We start from the raw sequence: 15,363 nt of genomic DNA on the forward strand, positions 1-15,363 counted from the left end.
CGCCTCCTAGCGGATCGGTTCGTGAACGGTGACGAGCTTCGTCCCGTCCGGGAAAGTCGCCTCGATCTGGATGTCGTGGATCATCTCCGCAATCCCCTCCATCACCTGATCGCGGGTCAGCACATGCGCGCCCGCCTCCATCAGTTCGGCAACGGAGCGGCCGTCGCGTGCGCCTTCGACGACGAAGTCGGTGATGAGGGCAATCGCCTCCGGATGATTGAGCTTCACGCCTCGTTCCAACCGCCGGCGCGCGACCATCGCCGCCATGGAAATCAACAGTTTGTCTTTTTCGCGCGGAGTGAGATTCATGCGTCGCCATCCAGATTGATTGCAGGATCAAAGAGTCCAGACTCTCGGCACAGACGCGTCCTTACGCAAGTGCGAAATGAGCGGGATGAGGATTTTTCTGAGTATGAACCCGTCGGGCGCGACGACACGGGCGACGAGCTTGTCGCGCCCGCCCACTTGAAAATGACTGACGCCGGCGCAAGCGTATCCCGCAAGTGCGCCGCGCAGCCTCGAAAGCATCAGTTCGCAATCCGGCGCGGTATAGAAAAGTGTCGCAAAAGCTGCCGCCCCGTCGAGCACCGCGCGCCGGCCGGCGAGTATGGCTATCTCATCGGTAAGCGCAAGGTTTTCCGCGTGGAGCAGTTTGTCGCCGCTTCGGATCCGCCAGCGATCGCGAAAGAGGCCGGCATGGACCACCTCGCCCATCGCCTTACGGCCGAGCAGAACCGCTTCGACCGCCAGAAAGGATGCATCCTCGGCGAGATCAACCTCCAGCGAGCGCGACAGGGACGCCCGGTCGAAGAGGATCGTCTCCTGCGGCAGCCAATCGACCCGCCCTCCCGCAGCGACCGATATGCACGTCGCGATATCCGCCGTGCCGGCGCTAGCCCTGTAGATCTTTTCGCAAGCCTGCGTCGTCAGCGTCAGGCTCGTTCCCTCGCCGGCCTCGAAGGCCCAGGCCAGGCGGTCGCCGCCCGTGACCCCGCCCGAAGAGTTGATGAGCACCGCTTCCATTGATGCGTCGAAGGTCTTCGGCAGGCGGATCTTGGCGCAGCCTTCCTGATAGAGCTCGGCGATGCGCGTGCGCCCGCCCTGCGGTTTGGCGACAAGCCGCCCTTTTCCCCACGCCCTTTGCGGAGCAACGATCGCCGTTTCATTCATGAAGAGCCGTCAGATGTCCTCGCGGCACGGGTCGCTCGGGCACCGCGCAATCAAATGATCCGCTATCGTCGGAAACCACGCAACCAAAGTCAAGGCATTGTTTCGCAATAGAAATTGTCACCTGTGAAAGATGCGGCCTCTCGCGTGATGCCGTCGCAACTCAGACAACCCGGTCCGGTGGTTCCCGCCCGGCGAAGAATGCACTGAGATTGTCGACGACTTTCATGCCCATCGCCGTGCGCGTCTCCTCCGTCGCGCTGCCGAGATGCGGCAGAAGCACGACATTTTCGAGTGTCCTGAGCCGTACCGGCACCTGCGGCTCCGCCTCGTAGACATCGAGCCCCGCGCCGCGGATCACGCCTCGTTCCAGCGCATCGATCAAGGCCGCCTCGTCGATCACATCGCCGCGTGCCGTATTGATGAGACAGGCTCCCGGCTTCATCGCCGCCAGCCGGCCGGCACCGATCAGATGCCGGTTTTCGCCGCCGCCGGGGCAATGCAAGGAAACGAAGTCCGCGGCCTTCAGCACATCCTCGATGGTGTCGAGCTGGCGGGCGCCCAAGCGTTTCGCCTCCTTCGACGCAATCCTGGAGCGGTTGTAGAAAACCACGTCCATATCGGAGCCGAAGTGACAGCGTTTTGCCATGGCCTTGCCGATACGGCCGAAGCCGATGATGCCGAGCGTCTTGCCCGTGACCTTGGTGCCGATCATATGTGTGGGACGCCAGCCCTCCCAAGCGCCGGCCCTCACCTGCCGCTCGCCCTCACCAGTCCGCCGCGCGACGGCGAGCAGCAGCGATACGGCGAGGTCCGCGGTACAATCGGTCAGAACACCAGGCGTGTTGGTCACCACGATGCCGGACGCCTTTGCAGCGGCATATCGATGTGGTTGTAACCCACGCCGAAATTGCCGAGAATCTTGGTGCGAAGCCCGCCGGCAAAGATTTCCGCAGGCAGCCGATCGGAGACCGTCGGGAGCACGGCGTCGAAATTGCGGAGCGCGGCTGCAAGCTCTGCAGCATCCATCGCCACGTCCTGTTCGTTCAAAACCGTCTCGAACCGTTCGGCAAGAACCTCCTCCACAGCGCGAGGCCACCTGCGAGTGAGAAGAATGCGCGGCTTTGCTGTCATCGGACCTCTCCCAAAACACCGGCTCCGGATAGTGCAAGAAATCCGGTCAGTGGCTAGCCGTTTTCTCCGCAAAACAGAAGGGGCGCCGGTTTTGGCGCCCCTTCTTCGGCGGCACTACAGCGTCGTGCGTCTTTTCAGACGCACAAAGGTCTCTGTAGCACTTTGAATTGCTGCATGTTTTTGTCCTTAAATCGGCTCCGATTTAAGGAAACATGCAGTAGGCTTACGCTCTGCGGCTTAAGACCTTGCGAACTCCAGGAGGTCGTTGTTGAGCTCCTGCTTGTGAGTGTCAGCGAGGCCGTGCGGGGCGCCCGGATAGACCTTGAGGGTCGCATGCGGGACGAGTTTCTTCGAGGCGCGCGCCGCCGCGTCGATCGGCACGATCTGATCGTCGTCGCCGTGAATGATGAGTGTCGGTACGTCGAACTTCTTCAGATCTTCAGTGAAGTCGGTCTGCGAAAAGGCGACGATCGAATCGTAGGTGTTTTTGTGACCGGCCATCATGCCCTGCAGCCAGAAGCTGTCGATCATACCTTGCGAAGGCTTCATGCCCGGCCGGTTGAAGCCGAAGAACGGACCGGAGGCGATGTCCCTGTAAAGCTGTGAACGATCGGCAAGGCTCGCCGCCTGGAGATCGTCGAACACCTCCTTCGGCAGGCCGCCGGGGTTCGTGTCGGTCTTGACCATCAGCGGCGGCACCGCAGAGATCAGGCCCGCTTTGGCCACACGGCCGGTGCCGTGGCGGCCGATATAGCGAGAAATTTCGCCGCCGCCGGTCGAGAAGCCGGCAAGGAAGATGTCCTTTAGGTCCAGTTGCTCGATCAGGTCGGCGAGATCGTCGGCATAGTGATCCATGTCGTTGCCTTCCCAAGGTTGGCTGGAGCGGCCGTGGCCGCGGCGGTCATGGGTGATCACACGCAAGCCGTTATTGGCGAGATGGAAAGCCTGGGCTTCCCAACTGTCGGACGACAGCGGCCAGCCATGGCTGAGCACAACGACCGGGCCATCCTTCGGGCCCCAGTCCTTATAGTAGATTTCGACGCCGTCGCGAGTGGTGATCCTGCTGCTCATGTTCGTTGCTCCTTTGCTGGTGCTCGTGATCGATGTCGAGCCGCTCGCGGCTGCCGCCGGTTTGGCTGCGGATATAGCGGCGGCGGCCGTGGCGGCGCCCAATGCGCCGGCCAGCATATCTCTCCGGGAGACGCCATTCGCGGTCGCGCTTACCTGAACGTTGGTCATTTGACATGCTCCTTGTCCCGTTGTGCAGCTTGGCTGCTCGTCCATAACTTCTCGATTAATCGTTTGCGATATCACCTTGCGATGGCTTAAAATCGCTAACGATTAAATCGTGCACAATGTTTATCGCTCAAAATTTCTGCTGTCAATCCATTGCGATTATATCGCGAACGATTTATTTTGGGGTATGATGATTTTGGATCAAGGCAATGGCAAAAGCAGACGTTCCCGCCTCCGACGACCTTATGAAGCTCGACAATTTCCTGTGTTTTGCAATCTATTCCGCGAACCACGCCTTCACGCGCGTCTACAAGCCGCTTTTGGACGAGCTAGAACTCACCTATCCGCAATACCTCGTGATGGTCGTGCTATGGGAAAAGGACGACCAGACCGTTGGCAGCCTGGGTGAAAAGCTGTTTCTCGAATCGAGTACCCTCACGCCGATGCTGAAACGCCTTGAGGCGATGGGTTATGTTTCGAGGGTTCGCGACAAGGCCGATGAGCGGCAAGTGCGGGTGCGGCTGACCGACACCGGTCGCGCGCTGCGGGCGAAGGCGAAAGCCGTCCCCCTTGGGATCGCCGGCGCCACGGAAATGGAGCCCGCGGAAATTTCCCGGCTCAAACAGGAGATTGCAGCGCTTCGTGCATCGCTGCTGAAATGACGCGAGTCGCGCCGCCTGTGCGTCATGCGCAGAAACGAACGAAGGCCCGGCGCTTTCACGCCGGGCCTTCCCATTCCTTCTACAGCGCCGCGCGTCTTTTCATGCAGCAGCCAAAACGATGACTATTCGTTCTGGAAGTAGCTGTACTTGCCGTCTTCACCCTTCTTCCAGGTGTACATGACGTAGTCCGGACGGGTAATGTCGCCCTTTTCGTCGAAGCTGAGCTCGCCGATCGCGGTCTTGAACGGGCCCTTGGCCTTGAGGGCTTCTGCGACAGCCTGCGGATCATTTCCGCCGGCTGCCTTGGCACCGTCTGCGATCACTTGAAGGGCCGCATAGGCATAGAGCGTGTAGGCCTCCGGTTCGAAGCCCGAGGCGCGGAACTTCTCAACGAGCTCCTTGGCGGCCGGGCTCTTGCGCGGATCCGGTGCAAAGGTCATCAGCGTGCCGTCGACGGCGTCACCGGCGATCGAGGCCAACTCGTTCGAGACGATACCGTCGCCCGACATCATCGTTGCCTTCAGGCCCTGGTCCTTCATCTGACGCATGATGAGACCGGCTTCGGTGTGCAGGCCGCCGTAATAGACGATCGAAACGCCGGCTTGCTTCATCTTGGCGATGAGCGCGGAGAAGTCCTTGTCGCCGGTGTTGATGCCTTCGTAGAGTGCCTCGGTGACGCCGGCTTCGTTCATCGACTTCTTGGTTTCATCGGCAAGGCCCTGGCCATAGGGCGTCTTGTCGTGAACGACCGCGACTTTTGCGTCCTTGAAGTTGGCGGCAATATAGGCGCCGGCAACTGCGCCCTGCTGGTCGTCGCGGCCGCAGGTGCGGAAGGTGTTCCAGAGACCGCGCTCGGTGAACTGCGGATTCGTCGACGCTGGCGTGATCTGCAGAACGCCGTTCTCGGCGTAGATTTCCGAAGCCGGAATGGAAACGCCCGAGTTGAAGTGGCCAACGACGAACTTCACGCCATCGGCGACGAACTTGTTGGCGACCGAAACGCCCTGCTTGGCGTCGGAAACGTCATCGCCGAGTACGATCTTGATCTGTTCGCCGTTGATGCCGCCTGCAGCATTGATGTCGGCAGCCGCCTGCTCCGCACCTTTCTGGAGCTGGGCGCCGAAAGCCGCATTCGGGCCGGTCAGCGGACCACCAACACCGACGAGAATGTCAGCCCATGCGGTGCCGCTGAAAGCGACCATTGCTGTCAGCGCTACAGCCGACAGAAGAGACTTTTTCATCTTGTTACTCCCAAATATTCGAGCGGGTCTCGTTTCCAAGCCTGCACAATGCCCACCATCATTGCGCCGGTGTTCTTTCGCACCGGCCGCTTCCGACCGGCGCGCGCTGTTCCCTTATTTGGCCTTCCAGGAGAAAGGCGAGGCTTTTTCATAAAGCCAATAGTAGATGTTAGTCATCTGCTTGGTCCGGTAGTACCGGAAACCGGCGGTAGCAAACAACAAAAGGACGATCGTGTCCACGATATAGTATTGCAGGCTGAACATCGTGCCACCGAAGAGAGCATGATGGATGAAACGGATGCCCCAGCCCAGCAATGCCACATAGAGCAGCAGCCGCGGAACGCCGTGCCAGCTTTCCGCGACGCTTTTCCCGGTCCTCCACGCGGTCCAGCCGCCGAGAACACAGGTGATGAACAGAAACTGCCAGATCGACGCTTCTTCGTAGAGAATTCCCTGCATGTCACTTAACTCCAGGCGCGGCGCGTCAATGGCGACCGCCTTCGAGATAGGCCGAACGGACCTCCGGATTGGCCATGAGCTCCTTGCCCGTACCGCTCATGGTCACCTTGCCATTGACCAGGACGTAACCGCGGTCCGAGAGCTTGAGCGCGCCGAAGGCGTTCTGCTCAACGAGAAACACGGTGAGGCCCTCCTGCTTGTTGAGCTTCTTGATCGCCTCGAAGATGCCCTTGATGATCAGCGGCGCAAGGCCGAGCGAAGGTTCGTCGAGCAGCAACAACTTCGGCCGCGCCATCAGCGCCCGCCCGATCGACAACATCTGCTGTTCGCCGCCGGACAGCGTTCCGCCGCGCTGCGCCTGCCGTTCCTTCAGACGCGGGAAGAGCGTGAAGATCTTCTCGACGTCCTCCTTGAAGTGCTTGAGATTATCGAGGCTCGCCCCCATCTGCAGGTTTTCCATGACCGTCATGCGCGGGAAGATGCGCCGCCCTTCCGGCGACTGAGCGATCCTCAGGCGAGCGATCTCGTGAGTCGGCAGCCGCGTGATGTCCTGACCGTCGAACATAACCGAGCCGGTACGCGCCTGTGGACTGCCGCAGATTGTCATCATCAATGTCGACTTCCCGGCGCCGTTGGCGCCGATCAGGCAGACGATTTCTCCACGATGTACCTCGACATCGACGCCGTTCAGCGCCCGGATATTGCCGTAATAGGTCTCGACGCCTCTCACATGCAGCAGCGACGCAGTCATGGGTTGATGCCTCCCTGCCCGCCTTCGATTACCTCGATTTGTTCGATCACCTCTTCAACCTCTTCATCCTCGACACCCAGATAGGCCGCGATGACCTTTGGATCGTTCTTCACGAAATCCGGATTGCCGTCGGAAATCTTCTGACCGTATTCAAGCACGACCACGTGGTCGGAAATCTCCATAACCACGGACATGTCGTGCTCGATCAGCAAAATGGAGGTGCCGGTCTCGCGACGGATGGTCTGCAGCAACTCGTTGAGCGCGTGCGACTCGCGCGGATTGAGACCGGCCGCGGGCTCGTCGAGGCAGAGAAGCTCCGGCCCGGTGCACATGGCGCGGGCGATTTCGAGCCGCCGCTGCGCACCGTAGGGCAGATCGCCGGCCGGGTCGTCGGCGCGGTCGATCAGCGATGCCATTTCGAGCCAGTGCTTGGCGACCTCGATCGCCTCCCTGGATGCCTGACGATAGGCAGGGAAGCCGAGCAGACCGAGGATGGTGTAGCCGGAAGCCAGCATAAGCTTGTTGTGCTGTGCGACGAGCAGGTTTTCGAGAACCGTCAGGCCAGAGAACATGCGGATGTTCTGGAAGGTGCGTGCCACCTTGGCATGCTTGGTGATTTCGAAATCGGGCAGGCGCTCCAGCAGAAATTCCTTACCGGAATTCTGCTTCATGGTGATCATGCCCATCGTCGGCTTGTAGAAGCCGGTGATGCAGTTGAACACCGTCGTCTTGCCTGCGCCGTTCGGACCGATCAATGCGGTGATGTCGCCGCGCTCGGCCTCGAACGAGAAGTCGTTGATGGCCATGAGACCGCCGAAACGCATCGACAGGTGCTCGACCTTGAGAATGGGGTCTTTCGTCATTGTCCTTGTCTCGAGGGCCATCAGCCGTGTCCCTCCTTGGTGAAGCTGCCGGAGACGGACCTGCGTTTGTGCAGGAACGCGGTCGGTTCGCGCGATCCAACGAAGCCGCGCGGCTTCCAGACCATGACGACGACCATGGCAAGGCCGAAGATCAGCATGCGATAAAGCTCAGGCGTGAAGTTCGGTCCGAAAATCATCTTCAGGAATGCAAGCTCGCGCAGGATTTCCGTGCCGCCGATCATCACCACCGCTGCGACCGCGATGCCCGTCAGCGAGCCCATGCCGCCGAGAACGACGATGGCGAGAATGACGGCCGACTCGAGAAAGATGAAGGATTCCGGCGAGACGAAGCCCTGGCGCACGGCGAAGAACGAGCCGGCAAAGCCGCCGAACATGGCACCGGTGGCGAATGCCGTGAGCTTGGTGGTCACCGTATTGATGCCGAGCGACCGGCAGGCGATCTCGTCCTCGCGAAGCGCTTCCCAGGCCCGACCGATCGGCATGCGGCGCAGACGGATGGTGACGAAAGCCGTCAGGAGCGCAAGGCCGAGGATCAGATAGAACAGGAAGATCTTGTAATAGGCCGACGAGATGGGCAGCCCCATCAGCGCCGCGAAGCCATCCTTGGAAGCATCGAACTTGATGCCGAACAGCGTTGCCTTGGCGATGCCGGATACGCCGAACGTGCCTTTCGTGACCTCGGTCCAGTTGATCAGCACGAGACGAATGATTTCGCCGAAGGCGAGCGTGACGATCGCGAGGTAGTCGCCGCGCAGGCGCAGCACCGGGAAGCCGAGGGCCACGCCCCAGCAGGCGGCAAGAAGGCCCGCGACCGGCAGCAGTACCCAGAAGGACAGGCCAAAATAGCTGGAGAGCAGCGCATAGGAATAGGCGCCGACCGCGTAGAAGGCCACGTATCCGAGGTCGAGCAGGCCGGCGAGGCCGACGACGATGTTGAGGCCCCAGGCAAGCATCACGTAGATCAGGATCTGGACGCCGAAATTGTCCACCCACTTCAGCGATCCCTGGACGCCGGTGAGCGCCAGGATAACCGGTGGATAAAGAACCAGCGCCACGATCGCGATCGTCGAGAAGTTGCGACTGAAGAAGTTTTCCTCCTTGACGATTTCAGGCGCCGCCGCTTTTACCGCCTTCCGCTGGGCAAGCCAGGGCTGAACATAGGCAACCATCAGGAACCGGCCGCCCATGGCGATGGCGATAAAGATCACGAGCAATCCCCAGCGCTGGGTGAGGATCAACTCGTTGCGAATGTTCTGGTCGGTCTTGAGGCCGACGAAGAGCACGAACAGCCCGAGCGTGATAAGCCCCGCGAAAACAGCCTCGCGCAGGGCCCGCGCCGTCAGCTCAGTGCCGGCGCTTGCAGTTGTAGACGCTATGTTTGCCATGGAATTATACCTTCTCGACTTCCGGTCGTCCGAGAATGCCCGAAGGCTTGAAGATCAGGACGATAGCGAGAATCGAGAATGTCGCGACGTCCTTGTAGTCGATGGTGAAGTAAGCCGACCACAGCGACTCGATCAGACCGATCAACAGCCCGCCGAGAACGGCGCCCGGCAGCGAGCCGATACCGCCGAGAACGGCAGCGGTGAACGCCTTGACCCCGGGAACGAAACCGTCGGTGAAGACGACGACACCGTAATACATCAGATACATCGTACCGGCGACGGCTGCGAGCGCTGCGCCCATGACGAAGGTCACCGAGATCGTGCGATCGACGTCGACGCCAAGCAGCGCCGCCATCTTGCGGTCCTGTTCGGTGGCACGCTGCGCACGCCCGAGCGGTGTCCGGTTGACGATGTACCAGAAGACGGAAAGCAGGATCGCCGTAATGATGATGATGATGATCTGCTTCAAGGAGACGGAGATACCGAACAGATCATAGACCGAGGAAACAAGCGGCGGGATCGGCTTGTTGCGCGGTCCCTGTGTCACCTGAACGAAGTTCGACAGCACGATCGACATGCCGATGGCCGTGATCAGCGGCGCCAAGCGGAAAGACCCGCGCAGCGGACGATAGGCCACCCGCTCGATGGTCCAATTCCAAAGCGCCGCCGCAAGCATACCGACAATCATCATAAGCAAAAGCGCCAGTACAACCGGTATGCCTGCCATGAATGATGTGAGAAGCAGAAAGACAATCAACGCGGCGAAGCCGCCTAGCATGAAGATATCGCCGTGGGCGAAGTTGATCATGCCGATGATGCCGTAAACCATGGTATAACCTATCGCGATCATACCATAAATAGACCCAAGCGTCAGCCCGTTGACGAGCTGCTGGATAAAATACTCCATCAATCTTCCCCTGGACCAGATCCTCACGGTCCGGTCTCTTGTTATTTAGTTCTCATTCTTGAGCATGCTCTTCGCCCGATTCCATACCTCTTTCAAATGAAAATGAAAGCTAAAAAATGCGCGGCCAACAAATTCTTCGGCGATAAAATCGATTTGACGCTTTTGCAGCCAGAAAAAACAAAAAAATTGCAGCTTTCGCTCGTTAAGTAATCAGCTTTGGCCGCAAAAGCTCGGGAATCGACGCGAGTCGCCCCCGATCCTCGGCTCACATGGTTCTCCCGCGTCGTTGCGGAATCCGGCAAAGAAACGGATTCTCGGATTGATCCAGGGACGCTATCGGTATTCTCGGCCTTCTCGCGCGAATCGGCGCGGCGGAGCCGGAAAGATGGGAGACGATGTTAGAGATATTGGAAAGATCGGCCATCGCCGCCGGACGCGCGATCCTGGACATTTACGATGCCGGTCCCGCCGTCACCTACAAGCTGGATTCCTCCCCGGTAACCGACGCGGATCATCGCGCCGAGCGCATCATCCTTGCCGATCTTGCGGCTGCCTTTCCCGATATCCCCGTCATCGCCGAAGAAGCCGCTGCCGCCGGACACGTACCCGACATCACAGGCAAGCCGTTCTTCCTCGTCGATCCGCTGGACGGGACCAAGGAATTCGTCGGCCGCAACAGCCATTTCACGGTCAACATAGGACTGATCGAAAAGGGCGTTCCGGTTGCCGGCGTCGTCTATGCACCGGCTCTCGGCATGCTTTATTCGGCGCGCGCCGGAAAGGCGAAGAAGGCGATGGTCGAGCACGACCGCATCGCCAGTCCGTGGACGATCATCGGTTGCCGCAGCTGCGGCGATCGTCTCGTCGCCCTCACCAGCCGCTGGCACAACAGCGCGGAGACCGTCGCCTATCTCGCCGAGCACGGCATTACCGACTACGAGGCCGTCGGCTCGTCGCTGAAGTTTTGTCTGCTGGCCGAGGGCCTCGCCGACATCTATCCGCGCTTTAGCCGCACGATGGAATGGGACACCGCCGCCGGAGATGCCATTCTGCGGGCGGCAGGCGGAGAGACGCTGACAATGGAAGGCACTCCTCTGACCTATGGCAAACGCAACCAGCCCAACGACAGCGACTTCGCCAATCCCTGGTTTGTTTCGCGCGGCAAGGTCTGAGTAGGCGCTGTCGGTGCGTAATGGACTTGTCCGCCATCAGACCCTATTTCTGCGTGATTATCGCAACAAGGGTTCAGCGCCATGTCTTACTCCGCCATTGCCAGGAATAACGTTGCCGTCGTCACGGGCGCCGCGTCCGGCATCGGGCTTGCCGCGGCAAGGCGCTTCGCGCAGCTCGGTTTGAAAGTGGTCCTTGCCGATCTGCCCGGCGAGCGATTGCAAACGGCCGCGGCGGAGGTGGGGAAAGTCGCTGCGGGCGGAGCGGCCGATGTCGCCGCAATCGCCACGGACGTCTCCCGGGCGGACGATCTCGTGGCGCTGGCACGCGCGACATACGAGCGCTTCGGCCATGTGCATGTGCTTATGAACAATGCCGGCATACAGCCCGGTAGCTCGCTGTTTGGCCCGGTGGAGAATTGGGAAGCCGTGATCGGCGTCAATCTTTGGGGCGTGATCAACGGTTCGCGGATTTTCGCCCCTGCCATGATCGCGCATGGCGAGCCGGCACTGATCATCAACACGGGCTCGAAACAGGGTATCACCACACCGCCCGGCGATCCCGCCTATAATGTCTCCAAGGCAGGCGTGAAGGTTTTCACCGAGGCACTGCAGCATGAACTGCGCAATACCGAAGGCTGTCAGGTCAGTGCCCATCTGCTGATACCCGGTTTCGTCTATACGTCGCTGACCGCGCAGGGGCGCACGGAAAAACCGGCCGGCGCCTGGACGCCCGACCAGACGGTAGACTTCATGATGGAGAGCCTGGCCCGCGCCGATTTCTATATTCTCTGCCCCGATAATGAGGTCGTTCGGTCGACGGATGAGAAACGCATCCTGTGGGCGGCGGGCGATATCGTCGAGAACCGGCCCCCTCTTTCGCGCTGGCATCCGGACTACGGTGAAGCCTTCAAGGCGTTTCTCGCCGGCAATAAAGATTGACGGCGAACCAGCTGATTCGCACGATCAGCTCTTTACTGCCTGGTTCCTTAAATCGGAACCGATTTAAGGAACAAACCAGGCAGCAATTCAAAGTGTTACAGCGACCTTTGTGCGTCTGAAAAGACGCACGGCGCTGTAGGAAGGACGAAGACTGTGACGAGCGGCATTCACCACATTACCCTGATCGCCCGTAAGGTGCAGGCCAATGTCGATTTCTACGCCGGCTTTCTCGGCCTCCACCTCGTCAAGCGGACCGGCGGCTACGAAGATCCCAATCAATTGCATCTCTTCTACGGTGACGCATCGGGTACGCCGGGTTCGCTCGTCAGCTTCCTGATCTGGGAAGACGGCTCCCCGGGGCGGGTCGGCCATGGCCAGCCGAGCGAGATTGCATTTGCAATTCCGGCGGAAAGCATCGGCTTCTGGCTGACGCGCGCCCTGCAGTTCAACATCCAGACGACCGGCCCGGCCCAGGAGTTCGGCGAACCGGTGCTGCGGCTGAAGGATCCTGACGGGGTGATCGTCAAGCTGGTCGGCACGAATGCGCTCGCCGAGCCGGCTCCCTGGGCGAGCCGCGACATTCCCGAAACGGACTCGATCCGGCGGCTGCGCGGCGCAACTGTTCTGACGGAAAAACCGAAGGACACGGCCCACTTTCTTCAAAGTCATTTCGGTTACTCGGAGACGGCAGCGGCCGACACGATCCGCCGTCTCACGTCGTCGTCCGGAGATGTTATCGACGTCCGCGATGCGACCGGTTTCTGGAGCTCCGCGCCCGGCACCGGCACGATCGATCACATAGCCTTCCGCGCGCTGGACGAGGCGACGGTGCTTGCTGTCCGCGCCGATCTTCAGCAGGAGCATGCCGGTCCGACGAATGCGCATGACCGGAAGTATTTCTTCTCCCTCTATGTGCGTGAACCGGGCGGCTCACTCTATGAACTCGCTACCGATGGGCCGGGTTTTGCAATCGACGAGGCTGCGGACGCGCTTGGCTCGAAGCTGTTCCTTCCGCCGCACCTTGCCGCAGACCCGGCAGCGACATTGGTCAAGCTTCCGCAATTCGCATTGCCCGGCGAGCCGCGTCTCACACAACGGGACCTACCCTTCATTCATCGGTTCTACCATCCGGAAAAGATGAACGGACGCACCTTCGTGCTGCTGCATGGCAGCGGCGGCAACGAAACCGACATGCTTCCCTTCGGGCACCAAATCGACCCGCACGCGACACTTATGGGTGTGCGTGGCCGCAGCAACGAGGAAGGCTTTCCCCGTTGGTTCCGGCGCCTCTCGGAGACGACCTTCGACCAGAAGGACATCCGTTCCGAGGCAGACGCTTTCGCCGCCTTCGTCGAAGGCGCACGGGACGGCTACGGGCTTGATCCCGACGAAACCGTCTTCGTCGGCTATTCGAATGGTGCCAACATGCTCGCGGCGGTGATGCTGCTCCATCCCGGCATTGTTCGGAACGTGGTGCTCATGCGGGCGATGGCCGCCCTCGAAAACCCGCCGAAAGCCGATCTTGCCGGGACGAAGATTCTCATGCTCACCGGCAAGGAGGATCCCTACGGCAAGCACGCTCCGAAGCTGAAAACGGAGCTTCGCGAAAGCGGCGCGAGCTTCGAGGCGGTCGACCTCGACATCGGCCACGGGATCGGTCCGGAGGACGTCGCTGTCATACGTCCGTGGCTCACTGAAAACGGTCTTTGAAGTGTGCCGGAACACCCGGAACTACGGCTCTTTCACCGTCGCGACGTAGTCGGCGAAAGCCTTGACGAAGCCGCGCAGCCGCTCCCGGGTCTTCTCGTCGATGAGCTGCCGGTCACCGTCGAAGAGCGTATCTGCTTTCGGCACCATCAGCCGTTTGCCCGACCAAAGGTCGGCGCCGAGCGTTCGCATCACGGCAAGCCAGGCATTCTGGCTGAGAATGGTCCCGAAACTCCCCGGTGAAGCACCGGCCAACGCGAAGGGCCGACCACCGAACACCTTTCGAATGTCAGCGGGCGGGCGGCTGAGCCAGTCGATCGCGTTCTTGAAAACGCCAGGCATCGAATTGTTGTACTCCGGTGTGAAGAGGATCACGCCGTCCGCCGCAATGATCTTCTGCTTCAGGTCGTTCGCCGCCGCCGGAACGCCGCTTTCTGCCTCGACGTCGCCGTCATAGAGCGGAATGCCATGCAGTGTCGCAGTCTCGAACTCCACGCCCTCGGGCGTGACGGATTTTGCCGCATTGAGCAGTGCCGTATTGAAAGAGGCTTTTCGCAGGCTGCCGGATATGCCGAGAAGTTTCGTCATGAATGATGGACTTCCTCTTGATGTTCTGCGCCAAGGCGCAAGACGATGTTACCGCTAGAACTAGAGGTGAAGAGGCAAAAGGAAAGTCGGAGACTGGCCCGGCTTTCCTTCTGCTGATGATGTAGAGCGGCATCCGAACGGTGCGCGAACAGTGCACCACTGCCCGTCTTCGCTATTCCAGCGGCTTCAGCCTCGCTTCGATCTGGGCCCGCTTCGGCTCCAGGAAAGGAGGCAGCGACAGGCTTTCGCCGAGCGACTCCATCGGCTCGTCAACGGCAAAACCCGGCCCATCGGTCGCAATCTCGAACAGAATACCGTTCGGCTCGCGGAAATAGAGCGAACGGAAATAATAGCGCTCGACCTCGCCGCTCGAAGGCAGGCGGAACTCCTTCAGGCGCTCGGTCCATTGGTGCAGCGTCTCCACGTCCGGCGCGCGGAAGGCAACATGATGCACGGCGCCTGCTCCCTGACGGGCGATCGGCAGGTCCGGCTGTACCACGACGTGCAATTCGGCCGCCGGTCCGGCCTCACCCATCGAGAAGACGTGGACCTCGCCGATACTGTCGGGCGAAGCGTAACGGCGCACCTCCTTCATATTCATCACATGGGTGAGCAAGAGCGCGGTGTTGGTGATATCCGGCACGCTGATGGTGATCGGCCCGAGGCCTTTGATCTGGTACTCGGCGGGGACCGGGCTCTTTTCCCAAGGATGCGACCGCGCAAGGCCGCCGTCATCGACAAGCCGAAGGCGCTGGCCCTCGCCGTCCTCGAAATCGAGCGACGTCCGCCCGTCGATTTTGCTGACGTCACCGGATGTCACCTTCAGATCATCGAAGCGCCGCTTCCACCACTTGACGCTTTCGGCACTGCCGACCCGCAGGCCGGTGCGCGAAATGCTATGTGTGCCTCGCCCCTCGGGCCCGACCGGCCAGTCGAAGAAGGTCAGGTCCGTACCGGGCGTTGCCTGCCCATCGGCATAGAAGAGATGGTAAGCGGTGGTGTCGTCCTGGTTCACGGTCTTCTTGACCAGCCGCAGCCCCAGCGTCTGCGTATAGAAGCGCAGGTTCTCTGGCGCATTCGCGGTAATCGCCGTCAGATGGTGGATACCTGTCAGTTGCAAGCTCATGACTG

General features: G+C 60.5%; 16 protein-coding genes and 1 pseudogene. 5 read left to right on the forward strand and 12 right to left on the reverse strand.

The window, feature by feature from the left end; translation table 11 throughout:
• Window positions 1-6 precede the first annotated feature (6 nt).
• The 4 genes and pseudogenes from PYH37_RS25215 to PYH37_RS25230 all read right to left on the reverse strand — a co-directional run bounded on the left by PYH37_RS25215 (window position 7) and on the right by PYH37_RS25230 (window position 3,372).
• Window positions 7-309: an urease subunit gamma gene (locus PYH37_RS25215; RefSeq protein ID WP_012066611.1), complete on the reverse strand. Its 303-nt coding sequence runs from the start codon at window positions 307-309 to the stop codon at window positions 7-9.
• A gap of 27 nt (window positions 310-336) precedes the next feature.
• Window positions 337-1,170: an urease accessory protein UreD gene (locus tag PYH37_RS25220; protein WP_280734192.1), complete on the reverse strand. Its 834-nt coding sequence runs from the start codon at window positions 1,168-1,170 to the stop codon at window positions 337-339.
• Between the two features lie 160 nt (window positions 1,171-1,330).
• Window positions 1,331-2,301 (reverse strand): annotated as a pseudogene (locus PYH37_RS25225) (2-hydroxyacid dehydrogenase).
• Between the two features lie 237 nt (window positions 2,302-2,538).
• Window positions 2,539-3,372 (reverse strand): alpha/beta fold hydrolase, encoded by an 834-nt coding sequence (locus PYH37_RS25230; protein WP_280734193.1) that lies wholly within the window; start codon window positions 3,370-3,372, stop codon window positions 2,539-2,541.
• Here PYH37_RS25230 and PYH37_RS25235 point away from each other — a divergent pair.
• The gene (locus PYH37_RS25235) at window positions 3,371-3,529 is read left to right on the forward strand and encodes a hypothetical protein (RefSeq protein ID WP_280734194.1); all 159 of its coding nucleotides are present in this window, start codon (window positions 3,371-3,373) and stop codon (window positions 3,527-3,529) included. The two genes, PYH37_RS25230 and PYH37_RS25235, sit on opposite strands and share 2 nt — an antisense overlap.
• 217 nt (window positions 3,530-3,746) lie before the next feature.
• On the forward strand, window positions 3,747-4,199 hold the full coding sequence (locus tag PYH37_RS25240) for a MarR family winged helix-turn-helix transcriptional regulator (protein ID WP_280734195.1): 453 nt from the start codon (window positions 3,747-3,749) through the stop codon (window positions 4,197-4,199).
• A 122-nt stretch (window positions 4,200-4,321) separates the two neighbouring features.
• Here PYH37_RS25240 and PYH37_RS25245 read toward each other — a convergent pair whose 3' ends face one another.
• The 6 genes from PYH37_RS25245 to PYH37_RS25270 all read right to left on the reverse strand — a co-directional run bounded on the left by PYH37_RS25245 (window position 4,322) and on the right by PYH37_RS25270 (window position 9,826).
• On the reverse strand, window positions 4,322-5,440 hold the full coding sequence (locus PYH37_RS25245) for a branched-chain amino acid ABC transporter substrate-binding protein (RefSeq protein ID WP_280734196.1): 1,119 nt from the start codon (window positions 5,438-5,440) through the stop codon (window positions 4,322-4,324).
• A 114-nt stretch (window positions 5,441-5,554) separates the two neighbouring features.
• Entirely contained in the window at window positions 5,555-5,899 is a 345-nt protein-coding gene (locus PYH37_RS25250; RefSeq protein WP_280734197.1) for a DUF6867 family protein, read from the reverse strand.
• 25 nt (window positions 5,900-5,924) lie between these two features.
• Window positions 5,925-6,650, reverse strand: coding sequence for an ABC transporter ATP-binding protein (locus tag PYH37_RS25255; RefSeq protein ID WP_280734198.1), 726 nt, complete (start codon window positions 6,648-6,650; stop codon window positions 5,925-5,927).
• Window positions 6,647-7,534: an ABC transporter ATP-binding protein gene (locus PYH37_RS25260; protein WP_280734199.1), complete on the reverse strand. Its 888-nt coding sequence runs from the start codon at window positions 7,532-7,534 to the stop codon at window positions 6,647-6,649. Before PYH37_RS25260 ends, PYH37_RS25255 begins: the two co-directional genes overlap by 4 nt.
• Window positions 7,534-8,919 (reverse strand): high-affinity branched-chain amino acid ABC transporter permease LivM, encoded by a 1,386-nt coding sequence (gene livM / locus PYH37_RS25265; RefSeq protein WP_280734200.1) that lies wholly within the window; start codon window positions 8,917-8,919, stop codon window positions 7,534-7,536. The genes PYH37_RS25260 and livM overlap by 1 nt, the downstream gene beginning before the upstream one ends.
• Before the next feature lie 4 nt (window positions 8,920-8,923).
• On the reverse strand, window positions 8,924-9,826 hold the full coding sequence (locus PYH37_RS25270; protein WP_280734201.1) for a branched-chain amino acid ABC transporter permease: 903 nt from the start codon (window positions 9,824-9,826) through the stop codon (window positions 8,924-8,926).
• Window positions 9,827-10,221: 395 nt separating this feature from the next.
• Between PYH37_RS25270 and cysQ the strand changes: the two genes are divergently transcribed.
• The 3 genes from cysQ to PYH37_RS25285 all read left to right on the forward strand — a co-directional run bounded on the left by cysQ (window position 10,222) and on the right by PYH37_RS25285 (window position 13,647).
• On the forward strand, window positions 10,222-10,998 hold the full coding sequence (gene cysQ / locus PYH37_RS25275; RefSeq protein ID WP_280734202.1) for a 3'(2'),5'-bisphosphate nucleotidase CysQ: 777 nt from the start codon (window positions 10,222-10,224) through the stop codon (window positions 10,996-10,998).
• An 81-nt stretch (window positions 10,999-11,079) separates the two neighbouring features.
• Window positions 11,080-11,937 (forward strand): SDR family NAD(P)-dependent oxidoreductase, encoded by an 858-nt coding sequence (locus tag PYH37_RS25280; RefSeq protein ID WP_280734203.1) that lies wholly within the window; start codon window positions 11,080-11,082, stop codon window positions 11,935-11,937.
• Window positions 11,938-12,090: 153 nt separating this feature from the next.
• Window positions 12,091-13,647, forward strand: a complete 1,557-nt coding sequence (locus PYH37_RS25285) for a VOC family protein (protein ID WP_280734204.1) — start codon at window positions 12,091-12,093, stop codon at window positions 13,645-13,647.
• 21 nt (window positions 13,648-13,668) lie between these two features.
• On the opposite strand, the gene PYH37_RS25290 is transcribed toward PYH37_RS25285, so the two are convergent.
• Both PYH37_RS25290 and PYH37_RS25295 read right to left on the reverse strand, forming a co-directional pair.
• A complete protein-coding gene (locus tag PYH37_RS25290; RefSeq protein WP_280734206.1) occupies window positions 13,669-14,232 on the reverse strand; it encodes an NADPH-dependent FMN reductase in 564 nt (187 codons plus the stop codon).
• Between the two features lie 172 nt (window positions 14,233-14,404).
• Window positions 14,405-15,358 carry a ring-cleaving dioxygenase gene (locus PYH37_RS25295; RefSeq protein ID WP_280734207.1) on the reverse strand — a complete coding sequence of 318 codons (954 nt, stop codon included), beginning with the start codon at window positions 15,356-15,358 and terminating at the stop codon, window positions 14,405-14,407.
• Window positions 15,359-15,363 lie beyond the last annotated feature (5 nt).

Source organism: Sinorhizobium numidicum, from assembly GCF_029892045.1.
Taxonomy (GTDB): domain Bacteria; phylum Pseudomonadota; class Alphaproteobacteria; order Rhizobiales; family Rhizobiaceae; genus Sinorhizobium; species Sinorhizobium numidicum.